This window comes from Streptosporangium sp. 'caverna', from assembly GCF_003203775.1.
Taxonomy (GTDB): Bacteria; Actinomycetota; Actinomycetes; order Streptosporangiales; family Streptosporangiaceae; genus Streptosporangium; species Streptosporangium subroseum.
The window spans coordinates 5,853,011-5,876,958 of record NZ_CP029711.1 but is presented as its reverse complement, the minus strand read 5'-3'; the positions used below and the strand labels follow the sequence as shown (position 1 = coordinate 5,876,958).

Below are 23,948 nucleotides of genomic sequence, written 5' to 3'. Positions count from 1 at the left end.
CGCGCGGCGGGAGTACGGGTCAAGCGCCTCGCGGTGAGTCACGCATTCCATTCGCCCTTGATGGAACCGATGCTCCAGGAGTTCGGCCAGGTAGTGGCGGGCCTGTCCTTCCGCGATCCGGTCATTGCCGGGCTGCCGGCGGAGGCCGCCGATCCGGCCTATTGGGTGGCGCACGTGCGCGAGCCGGTGCGGTTCGCCGACATGGTCCAGGAGCTCGGCTCTCGCGGGGTGACTCGATGGCTGGAACTCGGCCCTGACGGCGTGCTTACCGCGCTGGCCCAGCGGATCGTCGATGCGGACGGCCACGCTTTCGCCGCGGCGATGCGGTCAGGACGCTCCGAGGTGGAGACACTGCTGACCGCACTTTCCACGCTGTGGACCGCGGGAACGCACGTGAACTGGCCCACCTTGCTCGGTGCATGGGGCGGCCGCCACCTCACCAGCATTCCGACCTACCCTTTCCGGCACCAGCGGTTCTGGCTGGCGGCGGGCGGAAAGCCGGACGCCGCGGCGGCGGGCCTGACGGCCGCCGACCATCCGCTGCTGGGAGCGACGACGGAACTAGCCGCTTCCGGCGGTCATCTACTGACCGGCCGGCTGTCGTTGGAGTCCCATCCGTGGCTGGCCGATCATGTAGTCGAGGGACACATTCTGTTCCCCGGCACCGCCTTCGTGGAACTGGCCATCCGGGCATCCGACGCCGTTGGCTGCTCCTTCGTCGAGGAGCTGACACTGCACACGCCGCTGGTGATCCCGCGGCTTGGCGCGGTGTACATCCAGCTCGCTGTCGGGGCCGCGGACGAGACAGGCCGCCGGCCGGTGACCATCCATTCCCGGCCGGCCGATGTCGGTGAAACGATGCCATGGCTGCGTCATGCCACCGGCACGGTCGGCAACGTCGGAGGCCCCGACGCCGAACCGCTGACCGAGTGGCCGCCGGCTTCGGCCGTGCCCATCGACATCGAGGGGTTCATCGAACGGCGGGCCGCGGCGGGAATCGCCTACGGTCCGCTGTTCCGGGGACTGCGAGCGGCCTGGCGGTCGGGTGACGACGTCTACGCCGAAGTCGCTTTCCCCGGCAACGACGCCGAGGCGCGGCTCTTCGGTCTCCATCCGGCACTGCTGGACAGTGCCCTGCACTCGCTGGAGTACATGCGCCGCAACGGCGACGATCTCGCGCTGCCCTATGCCTGGACCGGAGTCCGCCTCCTGGCTTCGGGCGCCCGCACGCTCAGGGTGAAGCTGGTCGGCGATGGCCACGGACCGGTCCGTGTGTCGATGGCGGACGAGGACGGCCAGCCGGTCGCGACCATCGCCGCGCTCACCCTCCGGACGCTGCAGCCAGGCTGGACCGGGCAAGCCGATGACGGCGGGTTGTTCGACGTCACGTGGGAACCGCTGCCCTTCGACGCCATCGAAGTCGAGGCCGAGGTTGCCCGCTGTCCAGCCGCCACCGGGACGGACCCGACCGTCGCCGCTCGTGCCGCCATCACGTGGGCGCTCGGTGAGATCCAGCGGGATCTCGCCGATGACGCCGACCGCGCCGGCCGCCCGTTCGTGATCGTCACGCGCAAGGCCGTGGCCGCCATCCCCGGTGACGACATCGATCTGGCCATGGCCGCCGTCGTGGGCCTGGTGCGCTCGGCGCAATCGGAGAATCCCGGGCGGTACATGCTGGTCGACGTGGACGGCGACGCGGCCTCCGATCGTGCGGTCCCCGGCGCGGTGGCGGCGGCGCTGCGCGCGGGCGAGCCGCAACTGGCGATCCGCGCCGGCCAGGCGCTCGTCCTGCGGTTGTCCGGGGTAGCCGCCGGTGGCGGTCCTGAACTCGTCCCGCCCGCCGGCAGCGGACGGTGGCGGCTGGATGTCGTGGGCACCGGGGCGCTGGAGAGCCGGCTCGGGCTTGTCCCCGCGCCGGAAGCCGGCCGCGACCTGGAGCCCGGTCAAGTCAGAGTGTCACTGCGGGCCGCGGGAGTGAATTTCCGCGATGCCCTTTATGCCCTTGGCCTGTACCCCGGCGAGATCACGATGGGTGGTGAAGGGGCCGGCATCGTCATCGAAACCGGTCCGGACGTCACCGAGTTCGCCCCTGGCGACCGCGTCATGGGCATCGTCGAAGGTGGATTCGGCCCGGTGGCGGTCGCCGACGCCCGCCTGATCACGCACCTGCCCGACGGCTGGACATTCGCTCAGGGCGCTTCCGTCCCGGTCGCATTCCTCACCGCGTACTACGCCCTCACCGACTTGGCCGACCTGCGGGAAGGCGAGCGCCTGCTCGTCCACGCGGCCGCTGGTGGGGTGGGGATGGCCGCCGTTCAGCTCGCCCGCCATTTCGGCGCGGACGTGTACGCGACGGCATCGACCGGCAAATGGGGCAAGGTCGCGGACCTCGGCGTGAGCCTGGGGCACATCGCCAGCTCGCGCACGATCGAGTTCGCAGACCGGTTCCTCAGCGAGACAGCCGGCCAGGGCGTTGACGTGGTTCTCAACTCGCTGGTGCACGAGTACACCGACGCCACCCTCCGGCTGCTTCCGCGCGGGGGACGCTTCCTGGAACTGGGGAAGATCGACATACGTGATCCCGGCGTGATCGCAGCATCGTACCCCGGTGTGAGCTACCAGGCATTTGATGTCTCCGAGGCGGGACCCGAACGGATCCGCGCCATGCTTGGCGAACTTCTCCGACTGTTCCGCGAAGGCGCCCTGGAGCCGCCGCCGGTGCGCGCCTGGGATGTGCGGAGCGCCGTCGAGGCGTTCCGATTCGTGTCCGCGGGCCGGCATGTCGGAAAAGTGGTGCTCACCATTCCCGGCGATCTGATGTTCGGAACCGGCACCGTGCTGGTCACGGGAGCGACCGGTGCCCTGGGCAAGCTGGTCACGCGTCATCTGGCAGTCACCCACGGCGTCCGGGATTTCCTGCTGGCGTCCCGGCGCGGGTCCAAGGCGCCGGGTGCGGCTGACATCGCGGCGGAGCTCACGGGGGGAGGAGCACGCGTCGAGTTCGCGGCATGCGACACCGCGGACCGCTCCGCTCTCGAGCGGCTGCTGGCTGGGCGTTCCTTGTCGGCCGTGGTCCATATCGCGGGCATTGTGGACGACGGTGTGATCACCTCGCTGACGCCGGACCGATTCGACACCGTGGCGCGGCCGAAGGTGGACGCGGCCTGGTATCTTCACGAGCTCACCTCCGGCATGGACCTGTCGGCGTTCGTGCTGTTCTCCTCCGCCGCGGGAGTTTTCGGCAATCCAGGGCAAGGCAATTACGCCGCCGCCAACACATTCCTCGACGCGCTGGCCCGTCTCCGCCGCTCGGCGGGCCTTCCGGCGACCGCGATCGCATGGGGTCTGTGGGCCGCCGACAGCGCCATGACGAGGGAACTGGACGCCGCCTCCGCGCACCGGACCAGGCGAGATGCCATGGTCGCGCTGTCCCCCGAGGCCGCGCTGACGCTGCTGGACGGTGCCGTCGCCGACCCGACGCACCCAGCCCTCGTCGCCACCCGTTTTGACAGGGCGATGCTCGCCGGCGACGCCGCCTCGCGGTCGCCGCTGCTGGCCGGGCTGTATCGCAAGCCCGCCGTCCGGCAGGGTGCGGCCGATGGTTCCGGTTCCGCCCAGAGTGAGGGTCGGCGCCTGGCGCGCAGGCTCACAGGCCTCGCGGTCCGGGAACGCGACGATCTGCTACTGGAACTGATACGCCAGCGGATCGCCGAAGTCCTCGGATACGCGGAACTCGACTCCGCCCGCCTGCTGAGCAACACGTTCAAGGAGCTGGGGTTCGACTCGCTGACGGCGATCGACCTTCGCAACGCTCTCGCCGCCGCGACCGGCCTGCGGCTGCCCGCAACCCTGGTGTTCGACTACCCGACTCCCGCAGGCCTTGCCCCCCGTCTGCGGGAATTGCTGTCGGAAGCCGCCGATGACATGCCTCAGGTGGTGTCCGCCCCCGTTGCACCGCCTGCACAGGCGCCGGTGGCTTCCGACAGCGATGCGATCGTGATCGTAGGGATGGCCTGCCGCTACCCGGGAGGAGTGCGTTCGCCAGGAGAGCTATGGCGACTGATCGCCGATGGTGGCGACGCTGTCGCCGGACTGCCGTCAGACCGGAACTGGGACCTCGACGATCTCTACGACCCGGATCCCGACCGATACGGCCGCAGTTACGTCCGCGAGGGCGCGTTCCTTTACGACGCCGCCGAGTTCGACGCGGAGTTCTTCGGTGTTTCGCCGCGTGAGGCGTTGGCGATGGATCCTCAGCAGCGGCTGTTGCTGGAGACCTCCTGGGAGGCCATCGAGCGGGCGGGCATCGATCCGACCTCGCTGGGCGGGTCACGCACCGGCGTGTTCACCGGATTGATCAGTCACGACTATAACGACCTGCTTCGCGGGTCAGCCGAGTCAGAGGGCTACAGGCTGGTCGGTACCGCGGGGAGTGTGGCGTCGGGGCGGGTGGCGTATTCGCTGGGGTTGGAGGGTCCGGCGGTGACGGTGGACACCGCATGTTCGTCATCACTGGTGGCGTTGCATCTGGCGGTGCAGTCGCTGCGGTCGGGTGAGTGTGATCTCGCTCTGGCGGGTGGGGTCACGGTGATGGCGACGCCGGGGATGTTCGTGGAGTTCAGTCGTCAGCGTGGGTTGTCTCCTGATGGTCGGTGTAAGGCGTTCGCGGCGGCGGCTGATGGGACGGGGTGGGGTGAGGGGGTGGGTCTTGTTTTGGTGGAGCGGTTGAGTGATGCGCGGCGGTTGGGGCATCGGGTGTTGGCGGTGGTGCGGGGTTCGGCGGTGAATCAGGACGGGGCCTCGAATGGGTTGACGGCGCCGAATGGGCCGTCGCAGCAGCGGGTGATTCGGGCGGCGTTGGCGCAGGCGGGGTTGGCTGAGCGTGATGTCGATGTGGTGGAGGCGCATGGGACGGGCACTCAGTTGGGGGATCCGATTGAGGCGCAGGCGTTGCTGGCGACGTATGGGCAGGGGCGTGATCCGGGGTGTCCGGTGTTGCTGGGGTCGGTGAAGTCGAATATCGGTCATACGCAGGCGGCGTCGGGTGTGGCGGGTGTGATCAAGATGGTGGAGGCGATGGCGCGTGGGGTGGTGCCGGCGTCGTTGCATGTGGATGAGCCGTCGCCGCATGTGGATTGGTCGGCGGGCTCTGTGGAGTTGGTGACCGAGGCGCGGCCGTGGCCGGAGGTGGGTCGGGTGCGGCGGGCGGGGGTGTCATCGTTCGGGATCAGTGGGACGAACGCGCACGTGATCATCGAGCAGGCGGCCCCGCAAGAGACGACCCCGCAAGAGACGACCCCGCAAGAGACGACCCCGCAAGAGACGACCCCGCACGAGACGACCCCGCACGAGACGGCCCCGCACGAGACGACCCCGCAAGAGACGGCCCCGCAAGGGAGGGCCCCGGAAGGGATGTCTCCGGGGGCGGTGGCCGTGGGTGTGGGTGGGCCGGTGTCTGTCGGTCCGTCTGTGGTGCCGTTGGTGGTGTCGGGTAAGACGCCGGGCGCGGTGGCGGAGATGGCGGCGCGGGTGCGTGCGTTCACCGCGGGTGCGGGGTTGGCCGCGGTGGCGGATGCGGGGGCGGGGTTGGCGGCGCGGGCGGTGTTTGAGCATCGGGCGGTGCTGGTGGATGGGGCGGTTGTCGAGGGGACGGCCTCGGCTGGAGAGCTGGCGGTGTTGTTCACCGGCCAGGGCAGTCAGTGGGCGGGGATGGGCCGGGAGCTGTATGCGGGGTTCCCGGTGTTCGCGGAGGCGTTCGACGAGGTCGAACAGCTGACGGGCCTGCCGCTGCGCGAGGTGGTGTTCACCGACGAGGAGCCGGGCGGTGCGCTGGACCAGACCGGGGTCGCGCAGGTGGCGATCTTCGCGGTTGAGGTGGCGTTGTGGCGGTTGGTGGGGTGGTTGGGGGTGCGGCCGGACGCGGTGAGTGGTCATTCGGTGGGGTTGGTGGCGGCGGCGTATGCGGCGGGGGTGTTGTCGCTGGCGGATGCGTGTGTGTTGATCACTGCTCGGGCGCGGTTGATGCAGGGGTTACCGGCGGGCGGGGCGATGGCCGCGGTGGAGCTGCCCGAGGATCAGGTCATCGGGCGGTTGCCGGAGGGTGTGGCGGTGGCGGCGGTCAACGGTCCGTCGTCGGTGGTCATCTCCGGTGTGGCCGGGGCGGTGGATGAGCTGGTGGAGGGCTGGCGGGCCGAGGGGGTGCGGGTCAAGCGGCTGGCGGTGAGTCATGCGTTTCACTCGCCGTTGATGGAGCCGATGCTCGAGGAGTTCGCAGCGGTACTGGAGGGGCTGTCGTTTCATGATCCGGACATCGCAGGCCTTCCGCCGCGGGTCAACGAGCCGGAGTTCTGGGTGGCCCATGTGCGGGAGCCGGTGCGGTTCGCCGACACGGTCATGGATTTGCATTCCAGGGGGGTGGGCCGGTGGTTGGAGTTGGGGCCGGATGGGGTGTTGAGCGCGCTGGTTCAGCGGAGCGTTGATCCCGAGGGTCAGGTGTTCGTGCCGGCGATGCGCGCGCGGCGTTCGGAGTCCGTCACTTTGCTCACCGCGTTGGCCGCTTTGTGGACGCACGGCACCCCCGTTGATTGGGCTGCCTTGTTCGCCTTCTGGAACGCCCGCCCCGCACCCGACCTCCCCACCTACCCCTTCCAACACGAACGGTTCTGGCCGACGGCCACCGATGCCGGGCTGGAGGTGGACGCCAAGCCGGAGATGAGGGCAGCTCAGGGCGACTGGAGCGAGCCCGCCGCGCGTTCCGGATGCTACGCGGCGACCTGGCGAAACGTCGCCGATAGCGCCACCCCTGTGCTGTCCGGCGCCTGGCTGGTGGTGGTCCCGGAAGTGAGCCACAGCAACGAGCCGGAGTGGGCGGCCCAGATCACCCGGATGCTGGCCAAGAGCGGAGCGACCGTCCACACGCTCGAGGTTCCTGCCCGCGCGGACATGGAAGACCCCAGCTGGCTGGTCAGCAAGCTGCGCCTCGTCCCGGATTCCGGCCGGCTGGCGGGCGTGGTATCCCTCGCAGCGCTGCAAGATCAGGAGAGGCCATCTGGCGGCGGACTCCCTCTGGGGCTCGCCATCAACCTTCTTCTCATCCAGGCGCTGAAGGACATCGATACGCCGCTGTGGTGTGTGACCTCAGAGGCGGTCGCCGTCACGGTGACCGACCGGATCCTCTCGCCGCTCGCGGCCCAAACCTGGGGGCTTGGCCGGGTCGCCGCATTGGAGCTGGGCAGTCGATGGGGCGGCCTGGTAGACCTCCCGGCGCGACCGGCTAGCCGGATCCTGTCCCGCCTGTGCATGGCGCTGTCGGGGCTTCCCGCCGGTCCGGGCCACGAAGATCAGATCGCGGTGCGGGCCTCAGGATTGTTCGTCAGGCGGATGGACCGGATGGCCGAGCCCTCCGCGGGAACCTGGCGTCCGGCGCCTGGGACGGTCCTGATCACGGGGGGGACGGGCGCGCTCGGCGCACAGCTCGCACGTGTCCTCGCCGCCAAGGGCGCGGACCACCTGCTGCTGGTCTCGCGAACTGGCCCGGACGCTCCGGGATCGGCCGAGCTCGCTGAGGAGGTACGTCGGCTGGGCGCTGAGGTCAGCGTGGTCGCGTGCGACATCGCCGACCGGGAAGCCCTGGCACGCGTCATTGACGCGGTTCCCGCTGACCGCCCGCTTCGCACCGTGGTCCACCTTGCGGGCCTCGCCGACGATGGGGTGCTGGACAGGATGAGTGCATCCAGATTCGAACGAGTGCTCGCCGCCAAGGCGGAAGGAGCTCGCCATCTTGACGAGCTGACCAGGGAGCGCTGCGGTGAGCTCGCGGACTTCGTGCTGTTCTCTTCTCTGGCCGGCTTCCTCGGCAACGCCGGACAGGCTAACTATGCCGCGGCCAACGCTTACCTCGACGCGCTCGCCGAGTGCCGGCGTGCCGACGGGCTCCCCGGGCTGTCGGTCGCATGGGGGCCCTGGGCCGGACCCGGCCTGGCATCCGCCGAGGTCGGACACCGTTCAACCGATGGCCTTGCCGAGCTGACTCCAGACAACGCTATCGCCATGCTGAGCCGGCTGCTGGGCAGCGGCCGTCGCGGCGTGGTAGCGGTAGCCGACGTGGACTGGGCCGTGTTCGGGCGGCACTTCACGGCGATCCGTTCGAGTCCGCTGCTGACCGGGCTCACCGCCGAGGCGGAAAATAGGGCCGGAGCGCGCCCCACGGGCGAATGGTCGCTGGCGTCGAAGTTCGCGGAGCTGGCTGGTGATCCAGAACAGCTTGAGCTGGTGCTGCAGACCGTGCGGACGGAAGCGGCGGCCATTCTCGGCCACGCAGCCGCCGATCGCATCGTGATCGACCGGGGATTCCTTGAGCTCGGATTCGATTCGCTGGCGGCAGTGAACCTGCGGAACCGGCTCATCGTCCTCACCGGCCTCCGATTACCGACCACCGTGCTGTTTGACTACCCGACACCGGCGGCCCTGGCCGATTTCGTTTCCCACCGTCTCGCGGGCGATGGCCGCGAGAGCCACGCAGATGACCTCGTCCAGTCGGTTGCGGAGGTCAGCGTTCCGGCTGCCAGCGACGACGAGATCGATGCTCTAGACCTCCAGGGCTTGCTGAAACTGGCGCGCAACACGGAAGGACTTGCTCGATGACAACGGACGAGGTGACCGGGAAAGCCGGAGAGCAGGTCGTCGGTGCGCTGCGGGACTCGCTCAAGGAAATCCAGCGGCTCCGTCGGCGAGTCGCCGAGTTGTCCGCGTCATCCAGCGAGCCCATCGCCATCATCGGTATGAGCTGCAGGTTCCCCGGTGGTGTCAGGTCTGGTGGCGACTTGTGGCGACTGGTCGCCGAGGGCAAGGACGCCATCACGGCATTCCCCGCCGACCGGGGGTGGGATCTCCGTAGGCTCTTCGACGATCCAGGAAGCCTTGGTTCCTCGGATGTGACCGTCGGCGGTTTCATCGATGATGTCGCTGATTTCGATCCGGATTTCTTTGGCATCTCCCGGCGCGAGGCACTCGCCATGGACCCGCAGCAACGGCTGCTGCTGGAAACGGCGTGGGAGGCGTTCGAGCACGCGGGAGTATCACCGACCGCCCTGAGAGGTCACCAGATCGGTGTCTTCATGGGGACCAACGGTCAGGATTACGGCGAGCTGATCCACCGTGCCGAGCGGCGTACGGCGGGATATTCCGGTACCGGCAGAGCGGGCAGCGTACTGTCCGGGCGGCTGTCATACGTCTACGGGTTCGAGGGCCCTTCGGTGACGGTGGACACGGCCTGCTCGTCGTCGCTGGTGGCGCTGCATCTCGCGTCCCAGGCCCTGCGCGACCGTGAGTGCGAGATGGCGCTAGTCGGCGGTGTCACGGTGATGGGCACGCCACGGGCTTTCGTCGATTTCAGCCGGCAGCGAGGACTGGCGGCGGACGGGCGGTGCAAGGCGTTCGCGGCTGCCGCGGACGGTACGAACTGGTCCGAGGGCGCCGGGGTGCTCCTGGTGGAGCGGCTTTCGGAGGCACAGCGGCTCGGCCATCGTGTCCTTGCCGTCGTGCGGGGCTGCGCCGTCAACCAGGATGGTGCGAGTAGCGGGCTGACGGCACCGAACGGTCCCGCACAGCAGCGGGTGATCCGGCATGCGCTGGCTTCCGCGGGGCTGACCGGGCGCGATATCGACGTGATCGAGGCGCATGGGACAGGCACTCGGCTGGGTGACCCGATCGAGGCCCAGGCCTTGATCGCCACCTACGGTCAGGACCACGAGGGAACTGAGCCGGCGCTCCTGGGGTCGGTGAAGTCGAACATCGGTCACACTCAGGCGGCGGCCGGCCTGGCAGGTGTAATCAAGATGGTGGAGGCGCTGCGGCGCGGCATCGTGCCCGCGAGCTTGCACATCAACGAGCCGTCGCCACATGTGGACTGGTCGTCCGGCGCGATTGAGCTGGTGACCAAGACGCGGCCGTGGCCCCAGGTGGACCGGCCACGGCGAGCCGCGGTGTCCTCGTTCGGGTTCAGCGGGACCAACGCGCACGTTATTTTGGAAGAGGCCGCGCTCGAGGATGAGACCGGTGCCGCCGGTGACCAACCGTTCGTGCCCTGGGTCGTGTCCGGCAAGTCGGTGGACGCGGTGGACGCGCTGATCGGCACGTTGCGGGAGTTCAGTGGTGCTTCTGCGGCCGATGTCGGAGCGTCCCTGGCGGCGCGGGCGACCTTGGACCAACGTGCGGTGGTCTTGGGGGACGATGTGGTCCGCGGGACCACTCTTCCAGGGCGGCTGGGGATCCTGTTCACCGGCCAGGGCAGCCAGCGGGCGGGGATGGGCCGGGAGCTGTATGCGGCGTTCCCGGTGTTCGCGGAGGCGTTCGACGAGGTCGAACAGCTGACGGGCCTGCCGCTGCGCGAGGTGGTGTTCACCGCCAAGGAGCCGGGCGGTGCCCTGGACCAGACCGGGGTCGCGCAGGTGGCGATCTTCGCCGTCGAGGTGGCGTTGTGGCGGCTGGTGCGGTGGCTGGGGGTGCGGCCGGACGCGGTGACCGGCCATTCCTTGGGCTTGGTGGCGGCGGCGTATGCGGCGGGGGTGTTGTCGCTGGCGGATGCGTGTGTGCTGATCACTGCTCGGGCGCGGTTGATGCAGGGGTTGCCGGCGGGCGGGGCGATGGCCGCGGTGGAGCTGCCCGAGGACCAGGTGATTGGGGAGCTGCCCGGCGGGGTGGTGGTGGCGGCGGTCAACGGTCCGTCGTCGGTGGTCATCTCCGGCGAGGCGGACGGCGTAGCCGGTCTGGCGGAGCGGTGGCAGCGGGAAGGTGTACGCGTCAAGCGGCTGAAGGTGAGTCATGCGTTTCACTCGCCGTTGATGGAGCCGATGCTCGAAGAGTTCGCAGCGGCACTGGAGGGGCTGTCGTTTCATGATCCGGACATCGCAGGCCTTCCGCCGCGGGTCAACGAGCCGGAGTTCTGGGTGGCGCATGTGCGTGAGCCGGTCCGGTTCGCCGACACGGTCGTGGATTTGCACTCCAGGGGAGTGCGCCAGTGGCTGGAACTGGGGCCGGAAGGCACCTTGACGGCGCTCGCGCAGCAGGCGGTTGAGCCGGAAGGACAGCTGTTCACTGCTGCGATGCGCTCACGACGCCGCGAGGTGGACACGCTGCTCGCGGCGATGGCGGAGCTTTGGGTCAGCGGGGTGACGGTCGACTGGACTGCGCTGCTGGTCGCGTGGGGCGGTCGGCTGGCCGATGACATCCCCACGTACCGGTTCAAGCGCCAGCGGTTCTGGCTGGACGGCGCGGATACCGGCGCGACCGACATCGCGCAGGCCGGGCTCACCTCCGTCGACCACCCCCTCCTGAGCGCGCTTATCGTGCTCGCCGAGGCCGGCGAGCTCGTCGTGACCGGGCTCATGTCCACTCGCGCGCAGCCGTGGGTCGCCGATCACGTGGTAGCCGATCGCGTCCTGCTGCCTGGCACGGCATTCGTCGAATTGGCCATCCAGATCGGCGATCTTGCTGACTGCAGGCGCGTCGAGGAGCTGACGATCGAGCGGCCGTGCGTGTTTCCCGAGGAGGGAGACGTGCAGCTCCAGGTCCGCCTGACGGCTCCCGATGACAGCGGCAGGCGAAACCTGCGGATCTATTCAAGGATCATGGATCCGGCGGTCACCGGTACTGAGCCGGACTGGATCCGCCACGCCACGGGCGTGCTGGGAAAGGCGACCACGGCTGAGCCCTTCGACCTCGGTACCTGGCCGCCGCCGGACGCGACCGAAGTGCCCATGGACGACCACTACGGAGACCTGGCGGCACGTGGATTCCAGTATGGCCCGGTGTTTCGGGGCCTGCGCAGAGCATGGCGACGCGGCGATGAGATCTTCGCCGAGGTAAGGCTCCCGGACGAGGCAAGCGACGAACACGCGCGGTTCGGGCTGCATCCGGCCCTGCTTGACGCCGCGCTGCACGCGATCGGGCTGACCAGCGCCGCCGGGGCGGATAGTGCGGACCTGTTGCCCTTTTCCTGGTCCGGAGTCGAATTGGCCGCGTCGGCAACCCCAAGTCTGCGAGTGCGCCTAACGCCAGCCGGCCAGGGAAAATTTGGTTTGGCCGCGGTAGATGACAGCGGCGAGCCGGTCATCACCGTACGGTCGCTGGTCTTGCTTCCGGTCCCGTGGGAGGAACTGGGAACGCAGGCCAGGACCACGAGCGCGACCATGCTGTACGGCGTCGAATGGGTCGAATGGGAGGGCACCGAGGCCTTGCCCGCCGCAGGTTCCGAGCCGGCAGTGGCCGAATGCCCCACGGGTCTCGGCGTCCGCGACGCCACCACCTGGGCGCTGGCCGAGATACAACGCCACCTGAAGGACTCAGAGGGCACGCTGGTCATCGTGACGCGCGGTGCGTTCCGCGCCGGAGACGTCGTGGACGCGGCGATGTCCGCTGTTTGGGGGCTTGCCGCCTCCGCTCAAACGGAGAACCCAGGGTCCTTCGTGCTGGTGGACGCCGATCCGGACACGGCCGCCGCGCAGGCCGCGTCGACGGGACTGCGGGCTGGTGAACCGCAACTGGCCTTGCGCGATGGCCGGACCTTCGTGCCGCGGCTCACCCGGTTCCGCGGAGTGACGGATGGCACTCCTGGTGACCTTGGCTCGGGGACGGTCATGGTGACGGGGGCGACCGGTGCTCTCGGGGCACGGTTGTGCCGCCACCTCGTCACCCAGCGGGGAGTTCGCGACCTTCTCCTGGTGTCCCGCCGCGGCGCCGACGCGCCTGGCGCCGCGCAGCTCGGAGCCGATCTGACTGCGCTTGGGGCCAGTGTGTGCTTCGAGGCATGCGACCTGTCTGACCGGGACGAGGTAGCCGCGATCCTGGCCGGACGGCATCTGTCAGCGGTCATCCACGCCAGCGGCGTACTCGATGACGGCGTGGTCACCGCGCTCACCCCGGAGCGGATCGCCGGCGTGCTTGCCGCCAAGGCCGAGGCGGCCTGGCACCTGCACGAGCTGACCATCGGCATGGACCTGTCGGCCTTCATCATGTTTTCCTCCGCCGCGGGCATCGTAGGCGCGCCGGGCCAGGGGGCGTACGCGGCCGCGAATCGGTTCCTGGACGCGCTGGCCGAATACCGGCGAGCTCAGGGGCTCGCGGGGATATCGCTCGCCTGGGGCGTATGGGATGGCGACGGCGCCATGGCCGGCAAGCTGGCCGGAATCGACAAGACCCGAATGGCCCGGTCCGGAATGCTGCCACTCAGCGTGGACGAGGGACTCGCCCTGTTCGACATTGCAACGGCGCAGGACACGGCGCTGCTCGTCCCGGCGCACCTGGATTCGGTCGCCCTGCGCAATGCCCAGAACATTCCCCCGATAATGCGGGACCTGGTACACCGCCCCCGCCGTGGCACGCTGTCAGCGATCACCAGCGGCATCACGCGCACCCCGATCGCGGACCTTCCGGATCACGAGCGGGCTATCGCGCTTCTGCGCCTGGTTCGCCAGGAAGTCGCCGCGGTGCTGGATAATCCTCAGCCGGATTCGATCCCGGCGGACCAGGCATTCCGTGACCAGGGTTTCGACTCGCTGACCGCCGTCGAATTGCGGAATCGTCTCAGCTCGGTGACCGGTGTGCGGTTGCCCGCCACCCTTGTCTTCGATTACCCGACGCCCGCGGACCTGGTGCGGTTCCTGGAAGAGGAATTGGTGCCGCGGGCCCGTTCCCGCCAGGCGACACAAGCCGCCGCCATCAGCACCGGAGATCCGATCGTGATCGTCGGGATGGCCTGCCGCTACCCCGGCGGGGTGAAATCACCGGAAGACCTGTGGCGGCTTGTCGCCGACGGGAAGGACGCGATCGGGGAATTCCCGGTGAATCGCGGCTGGGACGTCGATGCGCTCTATGACCCGGACCCCGATCATTCAGGTACTTCCTATACGCGTGAGGGTGGTTTCCTGCACGACGCGGACCTCTTCGATCCCGCGTTCTTCGGTATTTCGCCGCGTGAGGCGTTGGCGATGGATCCTCAGCAGCGGCTGTTGCTGGAGACCTCCTGGGAGGCCATCGAGCGGGCGGGCATCGATCCGACCTCGATTCGCGGGTCACGCACCGGCGTGTTCACCGGGTTGATGTACCACGACTATGCCTCGGGCCTTCACGGAATTCCGGACGGACTCGAAGGCTATATCGGAACCGGAACCGCGGGGAGTGTGGCGTCGGGGCGGGTGGCGTATTCGCTGGGGTTGGAGGGTCCGGCGGTGACGATGGACACCGCGTGTTCGTCCTCGCTGGTGGCATTGCACCTGGCGGTGCAGTCGCTGCGCAGTGGTGAGTGCGATCTCGCTCTGGCGGGTGGGGTCACGGTGATGGCGACCCCGGGCACCTTCGTGGAGTTCAGTCGTCAGCGTGGGTTGTCTCCTGATGGCCGGTGTAAGGCGTTCGCGGCGGCGGCTGATGGGACCGGCTGGTCTGAGGGTGTGGGGATGCTGCTGGTGGAGCGGCTCAGTGATGCGCGGCGGTTGGGGCATCGGGTGTTGGCGGTGGTGCGGGGTTCGGCGGTGAATCAGGACGGGGCCTCGAATGGGTTGACGGCGCCGAATGGGCCGTCGCAGCAGCGGGTGATTCGGGCGGCGTTGGCGCAGGCGGGGTTGGCTGAGCGTGATGTCGATGTGGTGGAGGCGCATGGGACGGGCACTCAGTTGGGGGATCCGATTGAGGCGCAGGCGTTGCTGGCGACGTATGGGCAGGGGCGTGATCCGGGGTGTCCGGTGTTGCTGGGGTCGGTGAAGTCGAATATCGGTCATACGCAGGCGGCGTCGGGTGTGGCGGGTGTGATCAAGATGGTGGAGGCGATGGCGCGTGGGGTGGTGCCGGCGTCGTTGCATGTGGATGAGCCGTCGCCGCATGTGGATTGGTCGGCGGGCTCTGTGGAGTTGGTGACCGAGGCGCGGCCGTGGCCGGAGGTGGGTCGGGTGCGGCGGGCGGGGGTGTCATCGTTTGGGATCAGTGGGACGAACGCGCACGTGATCATCGAGCAGGCGGCCCCGCAAGAGACGACCCCGGATGCGGTGACCGCGGATGCGGCTGGGCCGGCTGAGGTGGGTTGTTCGCTTTCGGTGTGGCCGTGGGTTGTCTCGGGCCGAGATGAGAACTCGTTGCGGGCGCAGGCCGGGCGGCTGGCGGGTTGGCTGGCGGCTGATCCGGGGGTTGATGTGCGGGAGGTGGCGGCGGTGCTGGCGACGGGCCGGGCGGTGCTGGAGCACCGTGCGGTGGTGGTGGGCGCTGAGGTGGAGACGATTCGTGCGGGGTTGCAGGCGGTGGCCGCGGGGGAGGCGGCTCCGTCGGTGGTGATGGGGTCGGGGGTCGATCCGGTCATGGCGGTGTTGTTCACCGGTCAGGGCAGTCAGTGGGCGGGGATGGGCCGGGAGCTGTATGCGGGGTTCCCGGTGTTCGCGGAGGCGTTCGACGAGGTCGAACAGCTGACGGGCCTGCCGCTGCGCGAGGTGGTGTTCACCGCCGAGGAGCCGGGTGGTGCGCTGGATCAGACCGGGGTCGCGCAGGTGGCGATCTTCGCCGTCGAGGTGGCGTTGTGGCGGCTGGTGCGGTGGCTGGGGGTGCGGCCGGACGCGGTGACCGGCCATTCCTTGGGCTTGGTGGCGGCGGCGTATGCGGCGGGGGTGTTGTCGCTGGCGGATGCGTGTGTGTTGATCACTGCTCGGGCGCGGTTGATGCAGGGGTTGCCGGCGGGCGGGGCGATGGCCGCGGTGGAGCTGCCCGAGGACCGGGTGATTGGGGAGCTGCCCGGCGGGGTGGTGGTGGCGGCGGTCAACGGTCCGTCGTCGGTGGTCATCTCCGGCGAGGCGGACGGCGTAGCCGGTCTGGCGGAGCGGTGGCAGCGGGAAGGTGTACGGGTCAAGCGGCTGAAGGTGAGTCATGCGTTTCACTCGCCGTTGATGGAGCCGATGTTGGAGGAGTTCGCGGCCGCGATCGCGGGTCTGGAGTTTCGTCCGCCGGTGCTGGGTGGTCTGCCTGCCGAGGTGGCGTCGGCGGAGTTCTGGGTGGCGCATGTGCGGGAGCCGGTCCGGTTCGCGGACCTGGTCGTGGGTCTGCGGGAGCGGGGGGTGAGCCGGTGGCTGGAGCTGGGACCGGATGGGGTGCTGAGCGCGCTGGTGGAGACGTTGTCGGAGGAGCTCACGGCTATCCCGGTGATGCGGCGGGGCAGGGACGGGGTGCGTGGGTTGGTGGAGGGTTTGGCGCGGTTGCATGTGGCGGGGGTGGTGGTGGATTGGCGGCCGTTGCTGGGTTCCGGTGGGTCGGTGGATGTGCCGACGTATGCGTTTGCGGGGGAGCGGTTTTGGTTGGAGGCCGGTGCCGGGGCGGTGGATGTGGCGTCGGCGGGGTTGGGGGCTGTGGGTCATCCGTTGCTGGGTGCGGTGGTGACGCTGGCCAGTTCGGGGGAGCGGGTGATGACGGGGCGGTTGTCGTTGGCCGCGCAGCCGTGGTTGGCGGATCACGCTGTTTTGGGGACGGTGCTGTTTCCGGGGGCGGGGTTGGTGGAGCTGGTGTTGCGGGCGGGGGTGGAGGTCGGTTGTTCGGTGGTGGAGGAGTTGTTGTTGCGGGCTCCGTTGGTGTTGCCGGAGTCGGGTGCGCGTGTGGTGCAGGTGGTGGTGGGTGGGGATACGGGGGATCGACGGCCGGTGCGGGTGTTTTCCTGTGCTGAGGGTGATGAGGGGCCTGGGGCGTGGGTGTTGCATGCGGAGGGGTCGCTGACGGATGCGACGGCCGCGGTGACGGCTGTGGATCTGAGTGTCTGGCCGCCCACCGGCGCGATCCCCCTGGAGACCGGCGACGCGTATGCCAGGCTCTATGACCGGGGCTATGCCTACGGGCCGGTGTTCCGTGGGTTGCGGGGGGTGTGGGAGCGAGACGGTGAGGTGTTCGCCGAGGTCGCGCTGCCGGAGTCGGCCTGGTCGGATGCCGGGGGGTTCGGCATCCACCCCGCGCTCCTCGACGCCGCCCTGCACGCGACCATGCTCGACGGTCAGGAGAGCGAGCAGCAACGCGACCAGACCGTCCTTCCCTTCTCATGGGCAGGTGTCTCTCTCACTGCCTCGGGAGCGACCTCACTTCGCGTGAGGATCACCCATTCCGCCAACAACTCCGTGTCCCTGCAGATCGCGGACTCCACGGGCGCCCCGGTCGCCTGGGTCGAATCGCTGACCGGGCGTCCGGTGTCGGTTGAGCAGTTGGGTGGTGGTGCCGGTGGTGGTTTGTTCGGGGTGGAGTGGGTGTCGGGTGTGGCTGGGTTGGGGGAGCCGGATGGTTCGGTGGTTGTGGTGGGGGGTGGGTGTGAGGGTTTGGCGGGTGTGGTGGGTGGTGTGTTGGTTGAGGCGATAGCGGACGCGGCGGGGGTGGTCGCGGGTGCTGGTGGGTGTGTGGTGGTGGGTGCTGGGTGGGGTGAGGCCGGGGATGTGCTGGGGGGTTTGCGGGCGGAGTCGGCCGCGGTGCTGGGTGCGGTGCAGGGGTGGCTGGCCGATGAGCGGTTCGCGGGGTCGCGGTTGGTGGTGGTGACGCGGGGTGCGGTGTCGGCTGGCGGGGCCGGTGTGGTTCCGGGGGTCGGGCCGGTGTGGGGGTTGGTGCGGGCGGCGCAGGCGGAGCATCCAGGGCGGATCGTGCTGGTGGATGTGGATGATGCGGTGGAGTCGTGGCGGCTGGTGGCGCGGGTGGCCGAGTCGGAGGCGGCGGTGCGTGGCGGGGAGGTGTGGGTGCCGCGGCTGGCGCGGGTGGAGGCCGCGGGTGGGGCGTCGGTGGGTGGGGTGTTCGGTTCGGGGACGGTGCTGGTGACGGGGGGCACCGGGGGGATCGGGGCGGTGCTGGCGCGGCATCTGGTGGTGGTGCATGGGGTGCGGTCGTTGTTGCTGGTGAGCCGGCGGGGGCTGGATGTTGCTGGTGCGTCGGAGCTGGTGGCGGAGCTGGCGGGCCTGGGCGCGGAGGCGGTGGTGGCCGCGTGTGACGTGGCTGATCGGGACGCGCTGGCGGCGGTGCTGTCGGGTGTGTCGTTGTCGGGGGTGGTGCATGCGGCCGGGGTTGGTGGTCCTGGGCTGGTCGAGGCGCTGACGGTTGGGCAGCTGGCGGAGGTGTTGGGTCCGAAGGCGGACGCGGCGTGGCATTTGCATGAGCTGACGGCCGGGATGGAGTTGGCGGCGTTTGTGATGGTGTCGTCGGCGGGGGGGTTGGTGCTGGCGGCGGGTCAGGGCAGTTATGCGGCGGCGAATGTTTTCTTGGATGGGCTGGCGGAGTATCGCCGTTCGCGGGGTTTGCCGGCGGTGTCGCTGGCGTTTGGGCTGTGGGATATCGACACCGGGATGGCGCGGGGGTTGAGCGAGGTCGATCGCGGGCGGATGCGTCGTCAGGGGTTGCCGCCGTTGGCGGAGCGGCAGGCGCTGGCGTTGTTCGATGCCGGGGTGGGTGGGGGCCGGGCGGTGGTGGTGCCGTTGCGGGTGGATGGTGCGGTGTTGCGGCGTTGGGAGGGGGAGTTGCCGGCGTTGTTGCGTGGGTTGGCTGGTCGGGCGGGTGGCCGGGTGGCTCGGGTGGTGGGTTCGGGGTTGGCGGGCCGGTTGGCGGGTCGTGACGCGGCGGGGCAGCAGGCGTTGGTGCTTGCCGTTGTTCAGGAGCGGGTCGCGGCGGTGTTGGGGCATTCGTCGGCGGTGTTGGTGCCGGCGCAGCGGCCTTTTCAGGAGTTGGGGTTCGATTCGTTGATGGCGGTCGAGTTGCGCAACAGCTTGGCCGAGGTGAGCGGGTTGCGGTTGCCGGCGACGCTGGTTTTTGATTACCCCACGGCGCAGGCGGTCGCTGAGTATGTTCTGGGGCAGCTGGCCGGGCGGGTTCGGGTGGCGCGGCCTACCGCGGTAGCTCGGGTGGTGGCCGATGATCCGATCGCGATCGTCGGGATGGCGTGTCGGTATCCCGGTGATGTGACATCACCGCAAGATCTATGGCAACTCGTCATGGACGAAACCGACACGGTGGCTGAGTTTCCGGCTGACCGGAGCTGGGATATCGACCGCATCTTCGACCCCGAGATGGGCGTTGCCGGCAAAACTTACACACTGAACGGCGCGTTCCTTTATGACGCCGCCGAATTCGATCCCGCGTTTTTCAACATTTCGCCGCGTGAGGCGTTGGCGATGGATCCGCAGCAGCGGCTGTTGCTGGAGACCTCCTGGGAGGCCATCGAGCGGGCGGGCATCGATCCGACCTCGCTGAGCGGGTCACGCACCGGCGTGTTCGCCGGGGTCATGTACCACGACTATGCGCTGGGCGCGGCGCCCGCCGCTACCAGTGGCGGCAGCATCGTCTCGGGGCGGGTGGCGTATTCGCTGGGGTTGGAGGGTCCGGCGGTGACGGTGGACACCGCGTGTTCGTCGTCACTGGTGGCGTTGCACCTGGCGGTGCAGTCGCTGCGGTCGGGTGAGTGCGATCTCGCTCTGGCGGGTGGGGTCACGGTGATGGCGACGCCGGGGATGTTCGTGGAGTTCAGTCGTCAGCGTGGGTTGTCTCCTGATGGCCGGTGTAAGGCGTTCGCGGCGGCGGCTGATGGGACGGGGTGGGGTGAGGGGGTGGGTCTTGTCTTGGTGGAGCGGTTGAGTGATGCGCGGCGGTTGGGGCATCGGGTGTTGGCGGTGGTGCGGGGTTCGGCGGTGAATCAGGACGGGGCCTCGAATGGGTTGACGGCGCCGAATGGGCCGTCGCAGCAGCGGGTGATTCGGGCGGCGTTGGCGCAGGCGGGGTTGGCTGAGCGTGATGTCGATGTGGTGGAGGCGCATGGGACGGGCACTCAGTTGGGGGATCCGATTGAGGCGCAGGCGTTGCTGGCGACGTATGGGCAGGGGCGTGATCCGGGGTGTCCGGTGTTGCTGGGGTCGGTGAAGTCGAATATCGGTCATACGCAGGCGGCGTCGGGTGTGGCGGGTGTGATCAAGATGGTGGAGGCGATGGCGCGTGGGGTGGTGCCGGCGTCGTTGCATGTGGATGAGCCGTCGCCGCATGTGGATTGGTCGGCGGGCTCTGTTGAGTTGGTGACCGAGGCGCGGCCGTGGCCGGAGGTGGGTCGGGTGCGGCGGGCGGGGGTGTCGTCGTTTGGGATCAGTGGGACGAACGCGCACGTGATCATCGAGCAGGCGGCCCCGCACGAGACGACCCCGCACGAGACGGCCCCGCAAGGGATGTCTCCGGGGGCGGTGGCCGTGGGTGTGGGTGGGCCGGTGTCTGTCGGTCCGTCTGTGGTGCCGTTGGTGGTGTCGGGTAAGACGCCGGGCGCGGTGGCGGAGATGGTGGCGCGGGTGCGGTCCTTGCTGTCTTCCTCCGGTGGTGTGTCGTCTGCGGATGTGGGGGCTTCGCTTGCCTCGCGGGCGGTTTTCGCGCATCGGGCGGTGCTGGTGGATGGGGCGGTTGTCGAGGGGACGGCCTCGGCTGGAGAGCTGGCGGTGTTGTTCACCGGTCAGGGCAGTCAGTGGGCGGGGATGGGCCGGGAGCTGTATGCGGGGTTCCCGGTGTTCGCGGAGGCGTTCGACGAGGTCGAGCGACTGACGGGCCTGCCGCTGCGCGAGGTGGTGTTCACCGAGGAGCCGGGTGGTGCGCTGGATCAGACCGGGGTCGCGCAGGTGGCGATCTTCGCGGTTGAGGTGGCGTTGTGGCGGTTGGTGGGGTGGCTGGGGGTGCGGCCGGCGTTGGTGAGTGGTCATTCGGTGGGGTTGGTGGCGGCGGCGTATGCGGCGGGGGTGTTGTCGCTGGCGGATGCGTGTGTGTTGATCACCGCTCGGGCGCGGTTGATGCAGGGGTTGCCGGCGGGTGGGGCGATGGCCGCGGTGGAGTTGCCTGAGGACCGGGTCATCGGGCGGTTGCCGGAGGGTGTGGCGGTGGCGGCGGTCAATGGTCCGTCGTCGGTGGTGGTTTCCGGTGCGGCCGGGGCGGTGGATGAGCTGGTGGAGGGCTGGCGGGCCGAGGGGGTGCGGGTCAAGCGGCTGGCGGTGAGTCATGCGTTTCACTCGCCGTTGATGGAGCCGATGTTGGCGGAGTTCGCGGCCGCGATCGCGGGTCTGGAGTTTCGTCCGCCGGTGCTGGGTGGGTTGCCTGCCGAGGTGGCGTCGGCGGGGTTCTGGGTGGCGCATGTGCGGGAGCCGGTGCGGTTCGCTGACACGGTTGTGGATTTGCATTCCAGGGGGGTGGGCCGATGGTTGGAGCTGGGGCCGGATGGGGTGTTGAGCGCGCTGGTTCAGCGGAGCGTTGATCCCGAGGGTCAGGTGTTCGTGCCGGCGATGCGTGCGCGGCGTTCGGAGCCCGTCACCTTGCTCACCGCGTTGGCCGCTTTGTGGACGCACGGCACCCCCGTCGATTGGGCTGCCTTGTTCGCCTTCTGGAACGCCCGCCCCGCACCCGACCTCCCCACCTACCCCTTCCAACATCAGCGCTACTGGGTAGACGGTGCCGGCGGACAGGCTGATGTCACGACGGCAGGGCTGGACCGTGCGGAGCACCCCCTGCTCGGGGCGGCATTGAATCTCCCCAGAGCCGAGGGCCACGTGCTGACCGGCCGCATCTCGCCGGCGACCCATCCGTGGCTGGCCGATCACCGAATAGGCGACACGATCGTGCTCCCGGGCTCGGTCTTCGTCGAGCTGGCTGTCCAGGCGGGCAATCTGGTCGGGTGCGCGGCGATCGACTGGCTGACGATCGACTCTCCGCTGCGCGTAGGCACCGGAGTGGACTTGCAGGTGTGGGTCACCGCCGACGGCGAGGGCGGGCGGTACGCCGTGGAAATCCATGCGAGGCCGGCCAACGGGTCAGCGCACGAATGGGTAAGGCATGCCGCGGGTGTCCTGTCCGAAGACGGCCCGTGCGTGACGGAACCTCCGGGGGCATGGCCGCCCCCAGGGGCAGAGCGGGAGATCTTACCCGAGGAGCTTTACACGCAGCTGCGCCGGGCTGGACTGTGGCACGGCGCGTCTTTCACCGGGGTACGTGCCGTATGGCGGAATGGCGAGGATCTCTTCACCGAGGTGGACCTCGATGAAGACCAGGCCAAGGAGGCCTCCCAGTTCGGCTTGCATCCAGCCCTGCTGGACGCCGCGCTCCACGCCATTGCCCTGAAGAGCGCCACCGAGGACGAGACAGAAGCCGGCATCCCGGTCTCCTGGTCGGGGGTGTCGCTGCGGGCCGCTGGAACCGACCACCTCCGGGTGAAGATCTCCCCTGCACAGGACGGTACCTATTCGCTGCTGGCGGTGGCTGACGACGGTACCCCGGTCATCTGGGTCAACTCACTCGCCTTCGGCCCGCTTCCCAGCTGGCCGGACGAGGTCGACCCGGCATCCTCCGACTCGCTCTTCACCGTGGAATGGGTCGCCGCTGAGCCGAAGGGCGCCACCGAGTCGGCCTCTGCAACGCTGGTGAAGTGTCCGCCGGATCTTGACGTTCTGCAGGCGGCTTGCTGGGCACTGCGCGTCGTCCAGGATCACCTCGCCGATCCGAGCGCGGGAACGCTGGTAGTGGCGACCCGCGGCGCCGTGGCGGTCGAAGGGGCGATTGATCCGGCGATGGGTGCGGTATGGGGCCTGGTGGCTTCGGCTCAGTCGGAGCACCCTGGCAGGTTCACGCTTGTCGACGGCGATGTTCCTGCCCGCCTGCCGGAGGGGGAGCCCCAGCTCGCGCGGCGCGGCGACCGGCTGCTCGTGCCGAGGCTGGCCCGAGCGACGCCAGCCCGCCGGACGCCGGGTTGGGTAGGCGGAACGGTGCTGATAACCGGCGCGACTGGCGCGATCGGCCGCCTGCTGGCTCGTCACTTAGCACAGGCGCATGGCGTCAAGGAACTACTGTTGGTATCCCGGCGGGGCCCGGAGGCTCTCTACGCCGACGAGCTCAAGGCGGAGCTGGCGGAGCTGGGGGCGCGGGCGGAAATCGTCGCCTGCGATGTGTCGGATCGCGGGGCACTGGCTGAGCTACTGACCGGGCGCAGTCTGTCAGCGGTCATCCACACTGCCGGGGTTCTCGATGACGGCCTGGTGGATGGCCTGACAGCGGATCGGCTGAGCGCGGTGCTCGGCCCCAAAGCAGAAGCGGCGTGGCACCTGCACGAGCTTACGGCCGATATGGACCTGCAGGCGTTCATCCTCTTCTCCTCATTCGCCGGAACCATCGGTTCGGCAGGCCAGGCGGCCTACTCGGCGGCCAACCGCTATCTAGACATGCTGGCTCACTACCGCCGCACCCGTGGTCTGCCCGCCGTCTCGCTGGCCTGGGGTCCATGGGACCTGGAAGCATCGATGGCTGACGGGCTCGGAGCCGCGCATCGGAAGAGGGCAAGCCGCGATGGAATCATCGCCGTGAGCGGACGCGAGGGCCTCGAGCTGTTCGACCTCACAACGGCGGGCGGCGTTCCCCCTGTCGTGGTCGCGATGAAGATCGATCGTTCCCGCCTCATCGACCGCGAGGAACCTGTTCCCGCGCTGCTGGCCTCACTGGCCGCTTCCCCGACATCCCAGCAGTCGCCACGCCGGCTCAGCACGCCCAGGACCTGGAGCACACTGCTCGACACGACGCCACACGCAGATCGTGGGCGAATCCTGGCAGATCTCGTGCGCACGGAGGTCGCTATCGTGCTGGGCCACTCGGACGGAACGGAAATCGGGCTCCGGGTCAGCTTCCAGGAGCTGGGGTTCGACTCGCTCATGGCCGTGGATCTGCGGAACAGGATCGAAAAGGCGTCGGGCCTGCGGCTTCTGGTCACCCTCATGTTCGACTACCCGAGCGTGGAGCTGCTTACCGAGCAGATTGCCGCGCGCATCGGCATCGACATAACTCCCATGACGCGCCTTGCACCCGACGAGGACGCTTCCCCCGGCATGGCCGGGGAGTCGGACTTCCTCGATGACATGGACATCGACGAACTGGTGAACAGGGCGCTCGGCGATACCGATTCCTGA

The 23,948-nt window shown here is 69.1% G+C and carries 2 protein-coding genes (1 of these 2 cut by a window edge); both read left to right on the top strand.

Features of this window, described 5'->3' with window-relative positions:
* On the top strand, nucleotides 1-8,643 hold the 3' portion of the coding sequence (locus tag DKM19_RS52790; protein WP_162641758.1) for a type I polyketide synthase. 3,978 nt of this gene lie to the left of the window's left edge; the window shows 8,643 of its 12,621 coding nt (coding positions 3,979-12,621); its start codon lies off the left edge, out of view; the stop codon is at nucleotides 8,641-8,643.
* Nucleotides 8,640-23,948: a type I polyketide synthase gene (locus tag DKM19_RS52785; RefSeq protein WP_110698991.1), complete on the top strand. Its 15,309-nt coding sequence runs from the start codon at nucleotides 8,640-8,642 to the stop codon at nucleotides 23,946-23,948. The genes DKM19_RS52790 and DKM19_RS52785 overlap by 4 nt, the downstream gene beginning before the upstream one ends.

Excerpts from the sequence above, each read along its gene's own strand:
- DKM19_RS52785 (WP_110698991.1), top strand. The coding sequence starts at position 8,640 with ATGACAACGGACGAGGTGACCGGGAAAGCCGGAGAGCAGGTCGTCGGT.